The sequence below is a fragment of the Pseudomonas sp. LB3P93 genome, from assembly GCF_054898025.1.
Genome location: NZ_CM142713.1, coordinates 5266910 through 5284447, shown reverse-complemented (window position 1 = coordinate 5284447; position 17538 = coordinate 5266910). Strand labels below are relative to the sequence as shown.

Annotated in this window: 14 protein-coding genes; 5 read left to right on the top strand and 9 right to left on the bottom strand. The window is 59.8% G+C overall.

Annotated elements, in window-relative coordinates:
- Positions 1–66 precede the first annotated feature (66 nt).
- The 5 genes from ACYZT8_RS24020 (at position 67) to tadA (ending at position 6324) form a co-directional block, all read left to right on the top strand.
- Complete coding sequence (locus ACYZT8_RS24020) at positions 67–1290, top strand: carbohydrate porin (RefSeq protein ID WP_461976502.1); 1224 nt, start codon at positions 67–69, stop codon at positions 1288–1290.
- 62 nt (positions 1291–1352) lie between these two features.
- Positions 1353–3884, top strand: coding sequence for a phosphoenolpyruvate--protein phosphotransferase (gene ptsP, locus ACYZT8_RS24015; RefSeq protein ID WP_461976500.1), 2532 nt, complete (start codon positions 1353–1355; stop codon positions 3882–3884).
- A gap of 2 nt (positions 3885–3886) precedes the next feature.
- Positions 3887–4177, top strand: coding sequence for a PTS transporter subunit EIIB (locus ACYZT8_RS24010; protein ID WP_461976498.1), 291 nt, complete (start codon positions 3887–3889; stop codon positions 4175–4177).
- A gap of 273 nt (positions 4178–4450) precedes the next feature.
- The gene (locus tag ACYZT8_RS24005) at positions 4451–5827 is read left to right on the top strand and encodes a multicopper oxidase family protein (protein WP_461976496.1); all 1377 of its coding nucleotides are present in this window, start codon (positions 4451–4453) and stop codon (positions 5825–5827) included.
- A complete protein-coding gene (gene tadA, locus ACYZT8_RS24000; protein WP_461976494.1) occupies positions 5827–6324 on the top strand; it encodes a tRNA adenosine(34) deaminase TadA in 498 nt (165 codons plus the stop codon). The genes ACYZT8_RS24005 and tadA overlap by 1 nt, the downstream gene beginning before the upstream one ends.
- Positions 6325–6456: 132 nt before the next feature.
- Here the strand turns inward: tadA and cmoB are convergent, their stop codons facing one another.
- From cmoB to ACYZT8_RS23955, 9 genes are all read right to left on the bottom strand, one after another.
- Positions 6457–7413: a tRNA 5-methoxyuridine(34)/uridine 5-oxyacetic acid(34) synthase CmoB gene (gene cmoB / locus ACYZT8_RS23995; protein ID WP_461976492.1), complete on the bottom strand. Its 957-nt coding sequence runs from the start codon at positions 7411–7413 to the stop codon at positions 6457–6459.
- Positions 7410–8189: a carboxy-S-adenosyl-L-methionine synthase CmoA gene (gene cmoA, locus ACYZT8_RS23990; RefSeq protein WP_461976490.1), complete on the bottom strand. Its 780-nt coding sequence runs from the start codon at positions 8187–8189 to the stop codon at positions 7410–7412. Before cmoA ends, cmoB begins: the two co-directional genes overlap by 4 nt.
- A gap of 194 nt (positions 8190–8383) precedes the next feature.
- Positions 8384–8827 carry a hypothetical protein gene (locus ACYZT8_RS23985; protein WP_461976489.1) on the bottom strand — a complete coding sequence of 148 codons (444 nt, stop codon included), beginning with the start codon at positions 8825–8827 and terminating at the stop codon, positions 8384–8386.
- A 117-nt stretch (positions 8828–8944) separates the two neighbouring features.
- Entirely contained in the window at positions 8945–9607 is a 663-nt protein-coding gene (locus ACYZT8_RS23980; protein ID WP_461976487.1) for a lysoplasmalogenase, read from the bottom strand.
- Positions 9608–9609: 2 nt separating this feature from the next.
- The gene (locus ACYZT8_RS23975) at positions 9610–10002 is read right to left on the bottom strand and encodes a protease inhibitor I42 family protein (RefSeq protein ID WP_461976486.1); all 393 of its coding nucleotides are present in this window, start codon (positions 10000–10002) and stop codon (positions 9610–9612) included.
- A gap of 284 nt (positions 10003–10286) precedes the next feature.
- Positions 10287–10919, bottom strand: coding sequence for a hypothetical protein (locus ACYZT8_RS23970; RefSeq protein ID WP_461976484.1), 633 nt, complete (start codon positions 10917–10919; stop codon positions 10287–10289).
- A gap of 111 nt (positions 10920–11030) precedes the next feature.
- Entirely contained in the window at positions 11031–13448 is a 2418-nt protein-coding gene (gene lon / locus ACYZT8_RS23965) for an endopeptidase La (RefSeq protein WP_461976482.1), read from the bottom strand.
- Positions 13449–14051: 603 nt separating this feature from the next.
- Entirely contained in the window at positions 14052–14429 is a 378-nt protein-coding gene (locus ACYZT8_RS23960; RefSeq protein WP_461976480.1) for a DUF6124 family protein, read from the bottom strand.
- Positions 14430–14931: 502 nt separating this feature from the next.
- Positions 14932–17343: a glucose/quinate/shikimate family membrane-bound PQQ-dependent dehydrogenase gene (locus ACYZT8_RS23955; protein ID WP_461976478.1), complete on the bottom strand. Its 2412-nt coding sequence runs from the start codon at positions 17341–17343 to the stop codon at positions 14932–14934.
- Positions 17344–17538 lie beyond the last annotated feature (195 nt).

The window sequence follows — 17538 nt, the reverse complement described above, 5'->3', positions numbered from 1 at the left end:
CGCTGCGCGGGGGAGTTTTGCGCGTCGATTTTGCGGAACAACACAATAAAAATAATGGGGTGGTTCTTGAAAACAACAATAAATCGCAGCCTTGTCGCTGCGAGCGTTTGCCTGGCGTTGCCGTTGTCGGCGCAGGCCATGGAATTCGGTGGGTACTTGCGCAGCGGCGTCGGGACATCGGTCAACAGTGGTAAACAGCAGTGTTTCCAACTGCCCGGAGCGCAGACCAAATACCGCTTGGGCAACGAATGTGAGCAGTACGCCGAACTCGAACTACGCCAGGATTTGTACACTCTGGACGACGGTTCGGTGCTGAGCGTCGACGGCATGGCTTCGCTGTATAACCAGTACGACAAGGACCTGACGTTCAACGGCGATAACGGCTCGGTGCGCATGCCGCAGATGTACGCGCAGTGGTCGAACATGCCCCGCCTCAACGGCGGTTCACTGTGGGCCGGCCGGCGTTACTACAAACGGAACGACATCCACATTTCCGACTTCTACTACTGGAACCAGAGCGCCACGGGCGGTGGTATCGAGGATGTGCTGATCGGCGATCTGAAGTACAGCTACGCCTTTTCGCGCAAGGACAACCTGTACCAGAAGGACTACATCAATCGGCACGATTTCAACGTCGCCGGTTTCCACACAAACCCCGGTGGTGAGCTGGAACTCGGGCTGAGCTACATCGACAAACCCGACAGCCGCAATGCACAGCACGGCTGGGCAATCACCGCTCAGCATGTGCAAAAAGGCTTTCTGGGCGGCAAGAACAAACTGGCCTTCCAGTACGGCGAAGGCCCCGGCACCGGATTGGGTTATACCGGTAACGTAAAGCTGGATGACAGCAACAAAAGTTACCGGGTGGTGGAGTTCTTCGACTGGCAAGTGACGCCACGATTTGGCGGGCAAGTCGAGGCGGTTTACCAGAAAGACATTCGTCCGGACGGTGCCGATCAGAACTGGATGTCCTTGGGGATTCGCCCGGCGTACGCGATCTCCGAGCAGTTCAAACTGGTGACCGAACTGGGTCACGATCAGGTCGACGCCACGGGCGGCACACGCAAGCTGAGCAAGTTCACCTTCGCCCCGACGTGGTCGCCCAAAGGCCCGGAATTCTGGGCTCGGCCCGAGGTGCGTCTGTATTACACCTATGCCAGCTGGAACGAGGCGGCGAAACGGGCGGCCAATGAGCTGGCGGCGGGTTCGGCGTTGTCCGATACCGGCGCCTTCGGCACGGCTCGGCACGGTGCGAATGTCGGATTGCAGGTCGAGTATTGGTGGAAATAAGCGATGCTGTCGGGGCCTCGCGCTCCATCGGCACTTCAAAGAACAAAACAGCAGGTGACGTCATGGCCACATCCCAACAATTGCAACTGCACGCCCCCCTGTCCGGCGTATTGATGCCACTGGACCTCGTACCTGATCCGGTGTTTTCCAGCCGGGTCATCGGCGATGGCCTGTGCATCGATCCGACCTCAACGACCTTGTGCGCGCCGCTGGCAGGGGTTGTCAGCAATGTGCAGGCAAGTGGGCATGCGGTCAGCATCACCGGCGAAAATGGCGTGCAGGTGTTGCTGCACATCGGCCTCGACACGGTGAACCTGGCAGGGAAGGGGTTTACGCAGCTGGTGGAGGAGGGCCAGCAGGTTGACGTTGGGCAGTCGTTGATCGAGTTCGATGCCGATTTTGTTGCATTAAATGCCCGCAGCCTGCTGACGTTGATGCTGGTGGTCAGCGGGGAGCCGTTCACCTGGCTGACGCCGGAAACGGGTCTGGTAGACAGTGGCCAGCCGCTACTGAGTTTGAACCCTGTCGAGCAAACAGCGGATGCGCCGGTACCGGAGGATGAGGCACTGTTTTCCAAACCGCTGACACTGGCCAACCCGAACGGATTGCACGCCCGTCCGGCAGCGGTGTTCGCACAAGCGGCGAAAGGTTTTTCGGCGAGCATTTACCTGCATAAAAAGCAGGAGAGCGCGAACGCGAAATCCTTGGTGGCGATCATGGCGTTGCAGACGGCTCACGGTGACGTTTTGCAAGTCAGCGCGGCGGGCCCGGACGCTGAAGCGGCGATCAAGTCGCTGGCCGATCTTTTGGTGAGTGGATGCGGTGAAACGGTGGTGGCCTCGGCGCAGGTCGAGGTGAATGTGATCGAGGCTTCATCGCTGCCGGTGCTGCGCGGGGTTTGCGCATCGCCCGGATCGGCGTTTGGTCACGTGGTGCAGATAGCCGAGCAAAACCTGGAAGTGAATGAACTGGGCGCCACACCGCAGGTTGAACGCGATCATCTGTCCCGCGCCCTGGCCGAGGCGCTGGTGGCCTTGCAACAATTGCGCGACAACGCCATTGGTGACGCGCAGGCAGACATCTTCAAGGCACATCAGGAACTGCTCGAAGACCCGGGTTTGCTGGACATGGCTCACGTGCTGATCCACGAAGGCAAAAGCGCCGGGTTTGCCTGGCGCGCGGCCACCGAGTCGACAGCCACTTTGTTCAAAAACCTTGGTAATGCCTTGCTCGCGGAGCGGGCAGCGGACTTGGCCGATGTGGGCCAGCGGGTGCTCAAGCTGATCCTCGGCGTACGGGATCAGGCGATGGAGCTACCTGAAGGGGCGATCCTGATTGCCGAACAACTGACGCCGTCACAAACCGCCGGGCTTGATACCCGCAAGGTGCTGGGTTTCGCCACGGTCGGCGGCGGCGCCACCAGCCACGTCGCGATCCTCGCCCGGGCGTTCGGTTTGCCGGCCATCTGCGGGCTGCCTGTGCAAGTGCTGGCGCTGGTCAACGGAACCCAGGTGTTGCTAGACGCCGACAAGGGCGAGTTGCAACTGGATCCGGATCTGCAGGCCATCGAACAGCTGCAAGCCAGGCGGCAGCTTCAACAGCAACGCCAGCAGCATGAGTTGGCGCACGCAACGTTGGCCGCCTGTACCCGCGATGGTCATCATTTTGAAGTGACGGCCAACATCGCGTCGTTGGCTGAAGCCGAACAGGCCATGGCGCTGGGAGGCGAGGGCGTCGGGTTGTTGCGCTCGGAGTTTCTTTATCTGGATCGCAATCATGCGCCGAGCCACGACGAGCAGGCGTCCACCTACAGCGCCATCGCCAGGGCGCTCGGGCCGATGCGTAATCTGGTGGTGCGCACGCTGGACGTCGGCGGCGACAAACCGCTGGCCTACGTGCCGATGGACAGCGAAACCAATCCATTCCTGGGGCTGCGCGGGATTCGTTTGTGCCTGGAGCGTCCGCAGCTGTTGCGCGATCAGTTCAAGGCCATCCTGAGCAGCGCCGGGTTGGTCCGGCTGCACATCATGCTGCCGATGGTCACGCAACTTTCGGAGTTGCGTCTGGCCCGGCAACTGCTGGAAGAAGAGGCGCTTGCGTTGGGGCTCACCGAGTTGCCGAAACTGGGGATCATGATTGAAGTGCCGGCCGCGGCGCTGATGGCTGACCTGTTTGCGCCCGAGGTGGATTTCTTCTCCATTGGCACTAACGACCTCACCCAATACACCCTGGCCATGGACCGCGATCACCCGCGTCTGGCCAGTCAGGCCGACAGCTTTCATCCGGCGGTTCTGCGGTTGATTGCCAGCACCGTGAAGGCCGCGCACGCCCATGGCAAATGGGTCGGGGTGTGTGGCGCCATGGCCTCCGAGACACTGGCCGTGCCGCTATTGCTGGGGCTTGGAGTGGATGAGCTGTCAGTGAGTGTGCCGTTGATTCCGGCCATCAAGTCGGCCGTTCGCGAAGTGGACCTGGTGGACTGCCAGGCCATCGCCCAGCAAGTGCTGGGCCTGGAAAGTGCCGGACAGGTGCGCGAGGCGTTGCGGCTGTATCACGAGGCGACGGTCAATACTTCACTGGTTCTGGAGAACTGAACATGTTCGAGAAAATGCAGCGAGCGTTCTGGAAAGCGTTGACGCCGGATCTGGTGGTGGATGAGCCGAAGGTGGTTGCTCAACCTGTTTCCGGGCTGGCTCCGGATGTTGTCGCCGCGCTGGGTGGTGTGGATAACCTCAAGTCGCAGCAGCCTGTGGCGCTGACCCGGGTTCGCGTTGAGTTGCGGGATGTGGCGCGGATAGATCGGCAGGCTTTGAGTGTGACCGGTGTGCCGGGCGTGATGATGCTGGATGACGGAGTGGTGCATTTGATCACCGGCCTCCAGCCATAACCGGAACCCTGTGGCGAGGGAGCTTGCTCCCGCTGGGTCGCGAAGCGGCCCCAAAACCTGTAATCGCATTCCATCTGACACTCCGCGATGAATGGTTTACGACTGCTTCGCAGCCGAGCGGGAGCAAGCTCCCTCGCCACAGGTGCTTTGCCAGCACGGATATCCCTGTGTCCCATTGCCGCCCCACCCTTACTGTTTCTCAACCGCAGGTGTATCGTATTCGCCTTTTACAGGCCCTCGGGCCTGTCGCTGATACGTGAGGTAGTTGAGTTCATGTCCTTTACCCGTCGCCAAATTCTCGGTGGCCTGGCCGGTCTTGTTGTCGTTGGAGTCGGAGCGGGGGGCGCGTCGAGGTACTGGCTGGGCAAGATGGCCGACGCTGACGCCGGCCATGACTATGAGCTGATCGCGGCACCGCTGGACGTCGAGCTGGTCGCCGGGCACAAGACCGAGGCCTGGGCGTTCGGTCCGTCAGCGCCGGGCACTGAACTGCGGGTTCGTCAGGGCGAATGGCTGCGGGTGCGCTTCATCAATCATCTGCCGGTGGCGACCACTATTCACTGGCACGGCATCCGCCTGCCACTGGAAATGGACGGCGTGCCCTACGTATCGCAGCTACCGGTATTGCCGGGCGAATACTTCGACTACAAATTCCGCGTGCCGGACGCCGGCAGCTACTGGTATCACCCGCACGTGAACAGCAGCGAAGAACTCGGTCGCGGCCTTGTCGGCCCGCTGATCATCGAAGAGCGCGAGCCCACCGGTTTCAAGTACGAGAAAACCCTGAGCCTCAAGAGCTGGCACGTCGATGAAGAGGGCGCTTTCGTAGCCTTCAGCATTCCTCGCGAAGCCGCCCGTGGTGGCACTGCGGGGCGTCTGTCGACCATCAACGGTGTCTCGCAAGCGGTGATCGACTTGCCCGCTGGGCAAATCACCCGCGTACGCTTGCTCAACCTCGACAACACGCTGACGTATCGCCTCAACATTCCCGGCGTCGAAGCGCAGATCTACGCGCTGGACGGCAATCCCGTGGCGCCGCGCCCAATGGGCAAGGAATACTGGCTCGGCCCGGGCATGCGCATTTGCCTGGCGATCAAGGCGCCGCCCGCCGGCGAAGAATTGGCCCTGCGCAACGGCCCGGTTCGCCTGGGCACGTTCCGCTCGGTGGCGAACACTGAGGCCCCCACCGTATGGCCGCCCGCGCTGCCGGCCAACCCGGTGGCCGAGCCGGACCTGGCCAATGCCGAGAAACTCAACTTCAATTTCGAATGGGTGGGCTCGGTGTCAGTCAACGTCGACAACGGCAAGCCGCCCAGCCTGTGGCAGATTAACGGCAAGGCCTGGGACATCACGGACAAGACCTGCGCCGACCGCCCGATTGCCAAGCTCGAGAAGGGCAAGAGCTACATTTTCGAATTGAAGAACATGACTCAGTATCAGCACCCGATTCATCTGCACGGCATGAGTTTCAAGGTCATCGCCTCGAACCGGCACAAGGTCATCCCGTACTTCACCGACACCTACCTGTTGGGCAAGAACGAGCGCGCGCAAGTCGCGTTGGTGGCGGATAACCCCGGCGTGTGGATGTTCCATTGCCATGTGATCGACCACATGGAAACCGGCCTGATGGCCGCCATCGAGGTGGCCTGATGCGTCAGATACGTCCCGCCGCGATCATCGACCGCAGCCGCGACCGCGACTTCATGCGCGAAGCACTGGCCCTGGCCGCACAAGGCGCGGCGCTGGGTGAAGTGCCCGTGGGCGCGGTGCTGGTGCAAGACGGCGAGATCATCGGTCGAGGCTTCAACTGCCCGATCAGCGGCCACGACCCGAGTGCTCATGCCGAGATGGTCGCGATCCGCGCTGCGGCGTTGGCGGCCAGCAACTATCGCCTGCCGGGGAGCACGCTGTACGTGACCCTTGAGCCGTGCAGCATGTGCGCCGGGCTGATCGTGCATTCGCGGATTGCGCGGGTGGTGTATGGCGCATTGGAGCCGAAAGCGGGGATCGTGCAGAGTCAGGGGCAGTTTTTTACCCAGGGCTTTTTGAATCACCGGGTGCTTTATGAGGGCGGGGTGTTGGCGGAGGAGTGCGGCGCGGTGCTCAGTGAGTTCTTCAAGGCCCGCCGCGCGAAACCAACAGACTGAACACCGTCCCAATGTGGGAGCGAGCTTGCTCGCGATGGCGGACTGACATTCAACATCTTCGTTGACTGAAAAGGCCTCATCGCGAGCAAGCTCGCTCCCACAGGTTTTTCTGGTGTCTGGAAACTTTTGTGTTTATTTACGGGCAACGATGACGGCCCGCATCGGCGCCGGCAGCCCTTCAACTGTCTTGCTGTGATCCTCGGGATCCAGGAAATCGCTGAGCGACTGAAACTTCATCCACTCCGTCCCGCGCTGTTCCTCGACCGTGGTCACGCTCACGTCGACACAACGAACATCCGTGAACCCGGCACGCCGTAACCACAACTCCAGCGCCGGCACCGATGGCAAGAACCACACGTTACGCATCTGCGCATAGCGGTCTTCCGGTACCAGCACCTGTTGCTGATCGCCTTCGATCACCAGCGTCTCCAGCACCAGTTCACCGCCCTTGACCAGGCAATCCTTCAGCGCCAGCAAATGCTCGATCGGCGAACGACGGTGGTAGAACACGCCCATGGAAAACACCGTATCGAAGCCTTCCATGTTCGGCGGCAGGTCTTCGAAAGGGAAGGGCAGGTGCCAGGCGTTGGGTTCTGACAAGTAACGCTGCACCGCCTGGAACTGGCAGAAGAACAGCCAGTTCGGATCGACTCCGATCACGCTGTCCGCGCCGGCACCGAGCATGCGCCACATGTAGTAACCGTTGCCGCAACCGACATCGAGGATGCGTTTACCCTTCAGATCAAGGTGCGGAGCCACCCGCGACCACTTCCAGTCCGAGCGCCATTCCGTGTCGACATGCACACCAAACAGATCAAACGGCCCTTTGCGCCACGGCGACAAACCCATCAGCGCGGTACGCATTTGCGCACGGGTCTCAACGTCGCAATCGGTGTCCAGCATCAGACCATTGAGCAAATCGATTTCGCTCGGTTGTATCTTCGGCAAAGCGTCCAGCGCACTTTGCCAGCGTTCCAGGTCGCCATGACCCTTTTCCATTTTCTTGTCGAGTTGTGCTTGCAGGGTGTTGGCCCATTCGGCCAGCGGGGTGCCAGCCAGACGGCGGGCGAGGGGGGACAGATCAATCATGGCAAGGCAATCAACGAGGCGAAGTTAAGACACTGGAACCACGGCACGACTTTCGAGAACCCGGCAGCCAACAGGCGCTCGCGGTGTTCTTCGAGGCTGTCGGGCTTCATGACGTTTTCGATGGCGCTGCGCTTCTGGGCGATTTCCAGTTCGCTGTAACCGTTGGCGCGTTTGAACGCGACATGCAAGTCAGTGAGCAGCGCGTGTTCTTCGAGGTCGTTGAAGCGCAGCTTCTCCGAAAGGATCAACGCGCCGCCGGGCAGCAGCGATTGGCGGATACGCGAGAGCAACGCGGTGCGCTGGTCCGGGGCGATGAATTGCAGGGTGAAGTTCAGCGCCACCACCGAGGCTGGCTGGAAGTCGAGGGCGAGGATGTCGCCTTCGATCACCTCTACAGGCAGCAACTCCTGGAACATTGAGTCCTGACCGTTGAGGTATTCGCGGCAGCGTTCGACCATCGCCGCGGAGTTATCCACGGCGATGACGCGGCAACCGTCGGTGCGCACGTGACGGCGCAACGCTTGCGTCACGGCGCCCAGGGACGAGCCGAGGTCGTAGAGCACGCTGTTGGGCTGAGCGAATTGCGCGGCGAGCACGCCGAGGTTCTCAACGATGGTCGGATAACCCGGCACCGAGCGCTTGATCATGTCCGGGAACACCCGCACCACGTCCTCGTTAAAGGCGAAGTCAGGCACCTGGGCCAAAGGCTGGGCGAAAAGGCGATCGGGGTCTTTGCTCACGGCGGTTCCGGCGGCATTGGTGGAAAAGGCCGGCATTTTAGCCAAATTGACGGGGGGATGCGCGGGTTGTCTGATAAACCGTGTCTGGAGTGAACGCAGGGCAGGAGGGCCTGGCTGACGACAATGCATCGTCTAGTCTGGAACCGCGTGCGTATAAAGCATGTTGGATGGCTCAGCCCTTAGATTTGGGGATAAGCCATACACTGTCGGCATATATAAAAAGTTTATGGTTAATCGATAAAAATGCGGCTATCGAACGACCCCGCAATTTTAAGTTGTGACCCTTTTTGGGATTTTCCTTTGAAATCGAACGTGGCCACGTAATGCCGATTGTCGGGGTCGACGATTATATTCATGGTGCCGAGTTCCGCCCTGAAAGTTAAGGTTCCTCGCGTGGTGTGCTCTTCGTAGGATACTTCATGGACAAGTGGGGATGTGCCATCAAGCGCGTAGCTTCCTGTCTGGATGTTGCAATCCAACAGAAACCTGAAGGACTTGGCGTTTTTACGGGTTCGCCAGTTTGCATGGGTCGTTAATAAAAATAATTTTCCATCTGTCACGTACTCCATCTCTTGGCCATAGAACTTTACCCGGCCAAGGATTGTGGCTTCTGTTTCTCCACTGATGAACGTGCTTGTGTCTACAGTATCGTTTGAGTTTAGTTGCTGAGTCATGAGTCTTTCCTTGAGTGAAAAATTAAATTCAACCCATGGAGAATACAAACGTGTTTGGGGGAGCGCCTACTGTCAGAACTGACAGGTGTCTATATTTGTTGGATATAACGCATTCGATTAATACTTGTTTTCTGTACTCGATAAAGGCGCAGCTTCTCGGGAAAACGCCGAGGCTGTAATCCCCCACTGTCCAAACCAATAGCTGAGGATGATCACATAAGGCGCCGCATCGAACGGCACCACAAAGCGACTGATGCCAATCACGCTATCAGAAAACACAAACGCCACCGCACCGGCCGCCGCCAGCAGCGCCGAGCGTTTGGGCACTTCGGTCCCGAGCCGGGCGAGCGCCCGCCAGAGCATTGCGCTGATGGCCAAGCCGTAAATAATTACCGGAATCAGCAATGGGCCCAGTCCGTGGGAAATCAAAATCCCCAACAGCACCGCGCCAACACCCAAGGCTATCAGCAATGGCAACAACGCCAACCGCCGGCAATCGCTCAGGTAAGCCTTCAGATACGCCAAGTGGGCGACCAAAAAAGCCCCCAGACCAAACACAAACAAATCCCCCGGCCATGCCAGCAACACATCGCCGAGCAGGGAGAAGATCAATCCCAGGCTGATCCAGCGCCGGTACTCACTGGGCGGTGCGTCGTGCAACCAGCCGAGCAAGGCCAACACCGGCAACGGTTTGACCAACAGGCAGAGCAGCGCGGCATGCACGCTCAAGCCATACAGAAAGGTCACCGCGCCCATCAGCGCCAGAATCAGCCAGCCCACGATCAGTTAACCGCGATCGCGCAGTCGAAGGTTTTCACGGCCGGCACTTCCGGCGCCCATGGCTGTGAATAGGTCAAACGCAACCGGCCTGTACCGGCGGCAAATGCCTGAAAACGCCAGGTCGAAATCCCGGCACTGCCGACAATCCCGGCGTCTTCCGGATTGCTGTACACCTCGGGGCTCAGCGCATGCAGCACGCCACCGGCCGAATCCTGGATCGCCCAGCGATAACCCGTGGTCGGGTTGCTCGGCAAGGTCACGATCAGGTTCTGTCCGTTGCGCATTTGCACCGGGCATTCGCTTTGTTTTTCCACGGTCAGGTTCTGTTTGGGTTGCGTGGAGCAAGCGGCCAGCAGGGAGAGGGTGAGAGGGACAAACAGGCGAGTGGGGGACATAAGGTCTGTGGCTCCGGCGTTCACGACGAACGGCGAGCATAACTTAAGATGAGACAAAGTGTGACAGCCATACCTGAGGTGGCGTTGTCAGTGCCGACGTCTTCGCGGGCAAGCCCGCTCCCACAGGTTTTTCACTTTCCCTGTGGGAGCGGGCTTGGGGCGCTGGCCATTTTCACACTCGCTCATGGGCCAACCTTCGGTGTAGCGCCTTTCGGTGCGAGGTTCGCCTGCCTGACTATCAAGTAAAGATGTTTCGCTATATGCGCTATGCACTGGTCTGTATTTTACGGAGCATGGATAAAGTCACTTTGTACGGTTATCTCCAAGTCTTCAGTCCATTTTGATAGGTGTTCTTTTCCCCAAAAGTCCGTAAATACTTCCCTGGCCTTCAGTACATATTCGCCGGGGATCACTACCCAGTCCGGTGTTGCCCTCCACGAACCGGCGGTATCAGTTTCAATGCTAGTCGTGTAAGTGCAGCTGGGTAGGGGGCTTATCTTTATTAGCTCAATTTCGATCACGTTTTTGTAAGGGATGGGGTATCCCCGCCCACTGATAGTCTGTTTGATCGGAGGAAGTGACCCACCCCTGGCGGGCTCTACTATTACTGGTCGTTCCAGCAGTTTTTTGTAGAATCTTTTTTCGCTTGGCTCAGACGTTTCGGGAGGCCAATGCCGTTCTTGCCTAACACGAATCCACTGATCCCCAGGTTCTTTAAATGATTCTCCGTGGGGATTGAAACTCCAGTTGGTGTCCTGCTTTACGTCAGTCCCGAAAGTCCAGGCTCCATCCTGAGATGCGCTAAAGAAAATAGAAGCCCCGGGTACACCAATCCCTTTCACTAGCAGATATTCCACGTCCTCTCCCTCTTCTGGACTCGAGATAGCTGGAGGGGCTAATTGCGTTTTTTCTTCCATGATTGCTCACACTTAAATGGGATGAGCAACCGTTCTATCAAAACGGGGAAAGAATCCCACCTGTTAGAAATAACAGTTCCGACAGGCGGTCGTTGTACATAAAGCGAATGATCAAAACAAAATCTTCGCCACATCCGCAAAGCGCTTGGCAAAGTGCACGGTAATCCCTTCCTTCAGGTAATCCGGCAGTTCGTCAAAGCTTCCGCGGTTAGGCTCCGGCAAAATCAATTCAAAGATCTTCTGCCGCCGCGCCGCGATCACTTTTTCACGAACCCCGCCAATCGGCAGTACATGCCCGGTCAGTGTCAGTTCGCCGGTCATGGCCACGCCTTTTTTCGGCGGCTGGTTGCGGGCGAGCGAGAGCAGGGCGCTGGCCATGGTCACGCCGGCGCTCGGGCCGTCTTTCGGGGTGGCGCCTTCCGGGACGTGCAGGTGGACGAAGGCCTCGTCGAAGAATTTCGGATCACCGCCAAACGACTTCAGGTTGGAGCTGACGTAGCTGTAGGCGATTTCCGCTGACTCTTTCATCACGTCGCCCAGTTGCCCGGTGAGTTTGAAGCCACGGTTGAGTGTGTGGATGCGTGTGGCTTCGATCGGCAAGGTTGCGCCGCCCATGCTGGTCCAGGCCAACCCGGTAATAACCCCGGTGCCGGACAGCACTTGTTCGTTGCGGAACACGGGATGGCCGAGTGAGGCTTCGAGGTCTTTCGGGCCGATTTTGATCACCGCTTTCGGCTCGTCGATCAATTTCACCACGGCCTTGCGCACCAGTTTGCCCAGTTCTTTTTCCAGGTGGCGCACCCCGGCTTCACGGGCATAACCGTCGATCAAGGCTTTCAACGCGCTGTCGCTGATGCTCAAGCTGCCCTTGGACACGCCGGCCTTTTCCAGCTGCTTGGGCCACAGGTGACGCTTGGCGATGGCGATTTTTTCTTCGGTGATGTAACCCGACAGGCGAATCACTTCCATCCGGTCCAGTAATGGGCCGGGGATCGAGTCCAGGGTGTTGGCGGTGCAGACGAACAGCACTTTCGACAAATCCAGACGCAGGTCCAGGTAGTGGTCGAGGAATTCGACGTTCTGTTCCGGGTCGAGTGTTTCCAGCAGCGCCGAGGCCGGGTCGCCCTGGTAGCTTTGGCCCATCTTGTCGATCTCGTCGAGCATGATTACCGGGTTCATCACTTCGACGTCTTTCAACGCCTGCACGAGTTTGCCCGGCTGCGCGCCGATGTAGGTGCGGCGATGGCCCTTGATCTCGGCTTCGTCGCGCATGCCGCCGAGGCTGAAGCGGTAGAACGGCCGGCCGAGGGATTCGGCGATGGACTTGCCGACGCTGGTTTTACCCACGCCCGGTGGGCCGACCAGCAAGACGATGGAGCCGCTGATCTCGCCTTTATAGGCACCGACCGCGAGGAATTCGAGGATGCGGTCCTTGATGTCGTCGAGGCCGGCGTGGTGTTTGTCGAGCACCTTGCGCGCGTGTTTGAGGTCGAGTTTGTCCTCGCCGAACACGCCCCACGGCACCGAGGTCGCCCAGTCGAGGTAGTTGCGGGTGACCGCGTACTCCGGTGAGCCGGTCTCGAGGATCGACAGCTTGTTCATTTCTTCTTCGATGCGTTTTTGCGCCTGGGGCGGCAGCACTTTGCCCGTGAGGCGTTGCTCGAACTGTTCGATGTCGGCGCTGCGGTCATCTTTGGTCAGCCCCAGCTCTTGCTGGATGACCTTGAGTTGCTCCTTGAGGAAGAACTCGCGCTGATGCTCGCCGATCTTGCGGTTAACTTCGGCGGAAATCTCTTTCTGCAAGCGCGCAACTTCGACTTCCTTGCGCAGCATCGGCAGGACTTTTTCCATGCGCTTGAGCATGGGCACGCAATCGAGCACTTCTTGCAGCTCGTTGCCGGTGGCAGAGGTCAGGGCGGCGGCGAAGTCGGTCAGGGGTGATGGATCGTTGGGGCTGAAGCGGTTGAGGTAGTTTTTCAGCTCTTCGCTGTACAGCGGGTTGAGCGGCAGCAGTTCCTTGATCGCGTTGATCAGCGCCATGCCGTAGGCCTTGACCTCGTCGGTCGGCTCGGTGGGCTGGTGCGGGTATTCGACTTCCACCAGGTACGGCGGGCGATGGTGCTTGAGCCAGGTGCGGATGCGCACGCGTGTCAGGCCTTGGGCGACGAATTGCAGTTTGCCGTTTTCGCGACTGGCGTGGTGCACCTTGACCAGCGTGCCGTAGAGCGGCAGGGCGGAGGTGTCGAAATGGCGCGGGTCTTCCGGGGGCGTGTCCATGTAGAACAGGGCCAGGGAGTGGTGGTCGGATTTGCTGACCAGGTCGAGGGTTTCGGCCCAGGGTTCTTCATTGACGATGACCGGCAGCACTTGGGCCGGGAAGAACGGGCGGTTGTGGATCGGGATGATGTAGACCTTGTCCGGCAGGTTCTGGCCGGGCAGGGCCAGGCCTTTGCCGGTGGAGTGGTGTTCGGCGTTCTCTGGGTCGGCGTAGTCGCTCGGGTCTTCGGGGAATTCTTGCTGGTCGCTCATGGGGCACCTGCGCAATGGGGTATGGGTCTTAGATGGGGCAGGTGGGGGGTGGTTTCAATGGGGCGGGATATTTCTGGGTGTGTGTTCAGGGTTTGGACAGGTGCTTTTGACTTGGCGGCCTTTGGGCCGACCATGTTGTGGTTGACCGGGTATATATCCATTTCTGCGGTAACGGCGGCTGGCGGTTTCGCCCTTACGGCGACTAACTTTTTTTTCAAACGCCAAAAAAAAGTAAGCAAAAAAAGGCTCGCCCCGAGCGTCCGGCCCCTCGCTTAGGCTCGGCGTTCCTTCGCTCCGGTATCCATCCGGGGACACTGCCCTCCGGTCTGCTTCGCGACGACCTACATGCAGCGTGTTCGACTGCGTCGAACGGCGCTGCGCGCCACTCCCCGGATGAACACCTCCACTCAGCCTCCCGAAGGGGCGGGTGGATCAAGATCAAAAGCTGCAGGCGAGCTAACGCTCGGCCTGTTGAGTGGTGAGAATCAAAGGCTGTACACCGTCCCAATGTGGGAGTGAGCCTGCTCGCGATGGCGGAGTGTCAGACGACTTCAATGCCGGATGTCAGACTGCAATCGCGAGTAGGCTCGCTCCTACAGGGGATTAGCTGTGCGGCTGAGGTTTTGGTACGGCGACGTTATCCAGCATCCGGTTCACCGCCAGTTCCGCCAGCATGACGATCTGTTGAATCGCCATCGCCTTGTGCCGGTGCGGGCCTTCCAGATAGTCCGCGAAATCGCTCGCCATGACACTGGCCTGGGCCAATGATTCGCAGGTGTGGGCCAACAGGTCTTCGTCTTTGATATCCGGGGCAATCACAAACATCGTGCTGGGTTTGCGGGTGGCAGGGGATTTGAGGGCGGCGGGATTGAGGTAGTGATCCAGCGCGCGTTCGGCGGCGTCGTTGAGTTTTTTGGAATCGAGGGATTCGTAGGGGGAAACGTCGTCGGTATGCGGGGGATTCGGGGTTTCTTTGAACATGGTGAAGCTCCATTCGGGGACAGGGAGTTCGCCACGACTGCGACCAAGCAGTTGGGTGGCGAACCGTACGCAGGTTGGTCGACCAGGGAATGGAACCCGGCAGGGCCGAAGCCCTCCCACGCACAGCTCGCCATAAAGCAAGCACGAAAAGTGCGCCATTCTAAACCTGGGCGACCAAACCCGGCCGCTGAATTTGCAGCGACCTCGAAAGCCTATCGTCCGGGCTTCTGACACGACAACCGATAGAACCTGTCGGAATCGTCCTCTAGAACAGCAACGGCTGTAGGACGTTCGCAGTATTTCTCAGGCCAAACTCGGCCAAAAGTGGGAGCGAGCCTGCTCGCGATGGCTGTTTAACATTCAACATCCAGGGCGGCTGACAGTCCGCCATCGCGAGCAGGCTCGCTCCCACATTTGTTCAGTGGTGTGGCAACAAAATTGGCGGCCACAAAAAAGGCGACCCCCTCGCAGGAGTCGCCTTTCCTTTAACTGCCGCTATAACTTATTCCGACAGTTTGTACGCAATCACATAGTCACCCTTCTTAGTACCAAGCGAGCCATGACCGCCAGCCACAACGAGCACGTATTGCTTGCCGTCCTTGCCGGTGTAGGTCATTGGTGTGGTTTGCGCGCCGGCTGGCAGGCGGCCTTCCCACAGTTGCTTGCCGTTTTTCACGTCGTAGGCGCGCAGGTATTGGTCGAGGGTGCCGCTGAGGAAGCCGACGCCACCGGCGGTGGTGAAGGTGCCGCCCAGGCTAGGCACGCCCATGCTCAGCGGGATCGGAACCGGCGAGCTGTCGCGCACGGTGCCGTTCTTGTGCTTCCACAGGACTTTCGACGTGGTCAGGTCGATTGCCGCCACGTAGCCCCAGGCAGGTGCCTGACACGGCAGGCCCATTGGCGAGAGCAGGGCTTCTAGGACGACGCCGTACGGCGCGCCTTTGTTCGGCTGCACGCCTTCGGTTTCACTTTTGCGCGGGCCTTGGGCAGCGATTTCGGCGGCCGGGATCATTTTCGATTTGAACGCCATGTAGCTCGGGTTCACGAAAGCGATCTGACGCACCGGGTCAACCGAGATGCCGCCCCAGTCGAACACGCCGAAGTTACCTGGGTAAACGATCGAACCCTGCAGCGATGGCGGCGTGAACGGGCCGTCGTAGCGCATGGATTTGAAGTCGATCCGGCAGATCAGTTGGTCGAACGGGGTCACGCCCCACATGTCGCGCTCTTGCAGCGGCGGTGGCATCAGGTTGAGGTCGGATTTCGGTTGGGTCGGCGAGGTGCGATCACCTTCGACAGCGCCTTGCGGAACCGGCACTTCATTGATCGGCACGATCGGCTTGCCGGTGCTGCGGTCCAGCACGTAGATGCTGCCTTGCTTGGTGGACACGAGTACCGCTGGCTTCACGCCGTCAGCGGTTTTCAGGTCCATCAGGGTTGGCTGGCCACCGACGTCCATGTCCCACAGGTCATGGTGGGTCAACTGCATGTGCCAGCGCACTTTACCGGTGGCAATGTCCAGTGCGGTCAGGCCGGCGGCGTGCAGTTCCGACTCAGGGGTGCGCGCGCCACCGAACTGGTCCGGGGTCTGGTTGCCCATCGGCAGGTAGAGCATGCCGAGTTTTTCGTCGACGGCGAACATGGACCACATGTTCGGCGAGTTACGGGTGTAGACCTTGCCTTCGGCAATCGGCGTGGTGTCGTCCGGGTTGCCGCTGTCCCAGTTCCACACCAGTTTGCCGGTGTGCACGTCGAACGCGCGGATCACGCCGCTTGGCTCGTCGATGGAAACGTTGTCGGTGACGTGGCCGCCAATCACCACCAGGTCTTTAGTGACCGCTGGAGGTGAGGTGGAGTAGTAACCACCGGCGTTGAAGCCGCCGATGTTGGCGCTCAGGTCGACCTGGCCGCCGTTACCGAAGTCTTCGCACATCTTGCCGGTGTCGGCGTCGAGGGCGATCAGGCGGGTGTCGGCGGTCGGCAGGAAGATCCGGCGTGGGCAGACGGTGCTGACTGGCGCAGGGCTGGCGGCGCCCGTCGGGCTCTGCTCGGACGCGTAAGCGGCGTCATCGTGATAGGTCACGCCACGGCAGGTCATGTGCGCCCAACCCTTGAAGTTCGCCGCGTTTTGCGTGGAGAGCTTCGGATCGAAACGCCAGATTTCCTTGCCAGTGTCCGGGTCAAGGGCGATCACCTGACTGTGCGGCGTGCACACGTACAGCATGCCGTTGACTTTCAGCGGGGTGTTTTCGGCCGTGGTTTCGCCCGGATCGTTCGGCCCTGGCAGGTCGCCGGTGCGATAGGTCCAGGCCGGCACCAGTTTGTTCACGTTTTGCGGCGTGATCTGCGCCAGTGGCGAGTAACGATCGCCATGGGCGCTGCGGCCGTAGGAATTCCAGTCACCGTCGGGCATGGCCGGGGCGGTGTTGGTCATGCCTGGCACGCTGTCGCGGTCGAGTTCGCCTTTGATTTCACCGGGGTTGGTGAACTGGCTGGCCAGGGCAGCAACGCCAGCGAGCACCACCGCCACGCTCAGTGCGCCAGTGCCCATCGGCGCAGGGCCGGTGATCAGCAGCGGACGGCGGAACCACGGCAGCAACATGACGAGGCCCAGCGCAAACAACATCGCCAGACGCGGCACCAGTTGCCACCAATCGAGGCCGACTTCCCACAGGGCCCAAACGGTACTGGCGAACAGCACCAGCGCGTAGAGGCCCAGCGCGGCGCGGCGGGCCAGGATCAGCAGCACGCCGGTCAGCGTCAGGCCGATACCGGCCAGCAGGTAATACAGCGAGCCGCCGAGCATGCTCAGCTTGATCCCGCCGGCCAGCATGGCCAGGCCCATTAGCAGAAGCAGAATACCGAGCAGCGTCGGCAACAGACGGCTTCGACTCAAAGCACCATCAGTGCTCATAGTGTGATTCTCCGTGACGTTTTAAGTAGTCCCGCGCAAGTTCACTGTAGATGACGATCCCGCGTGGGCATGGTTCAGTTGAAAGTGTTGGGTTGACGCAATCCCTGTGGGAGCTGGCTTGCCTGCGATAGCGGTGAGCCAGTCGACATCTGCACTGACTGACACACTGCAATCGCAGGCAAGCCAGCTCCCACA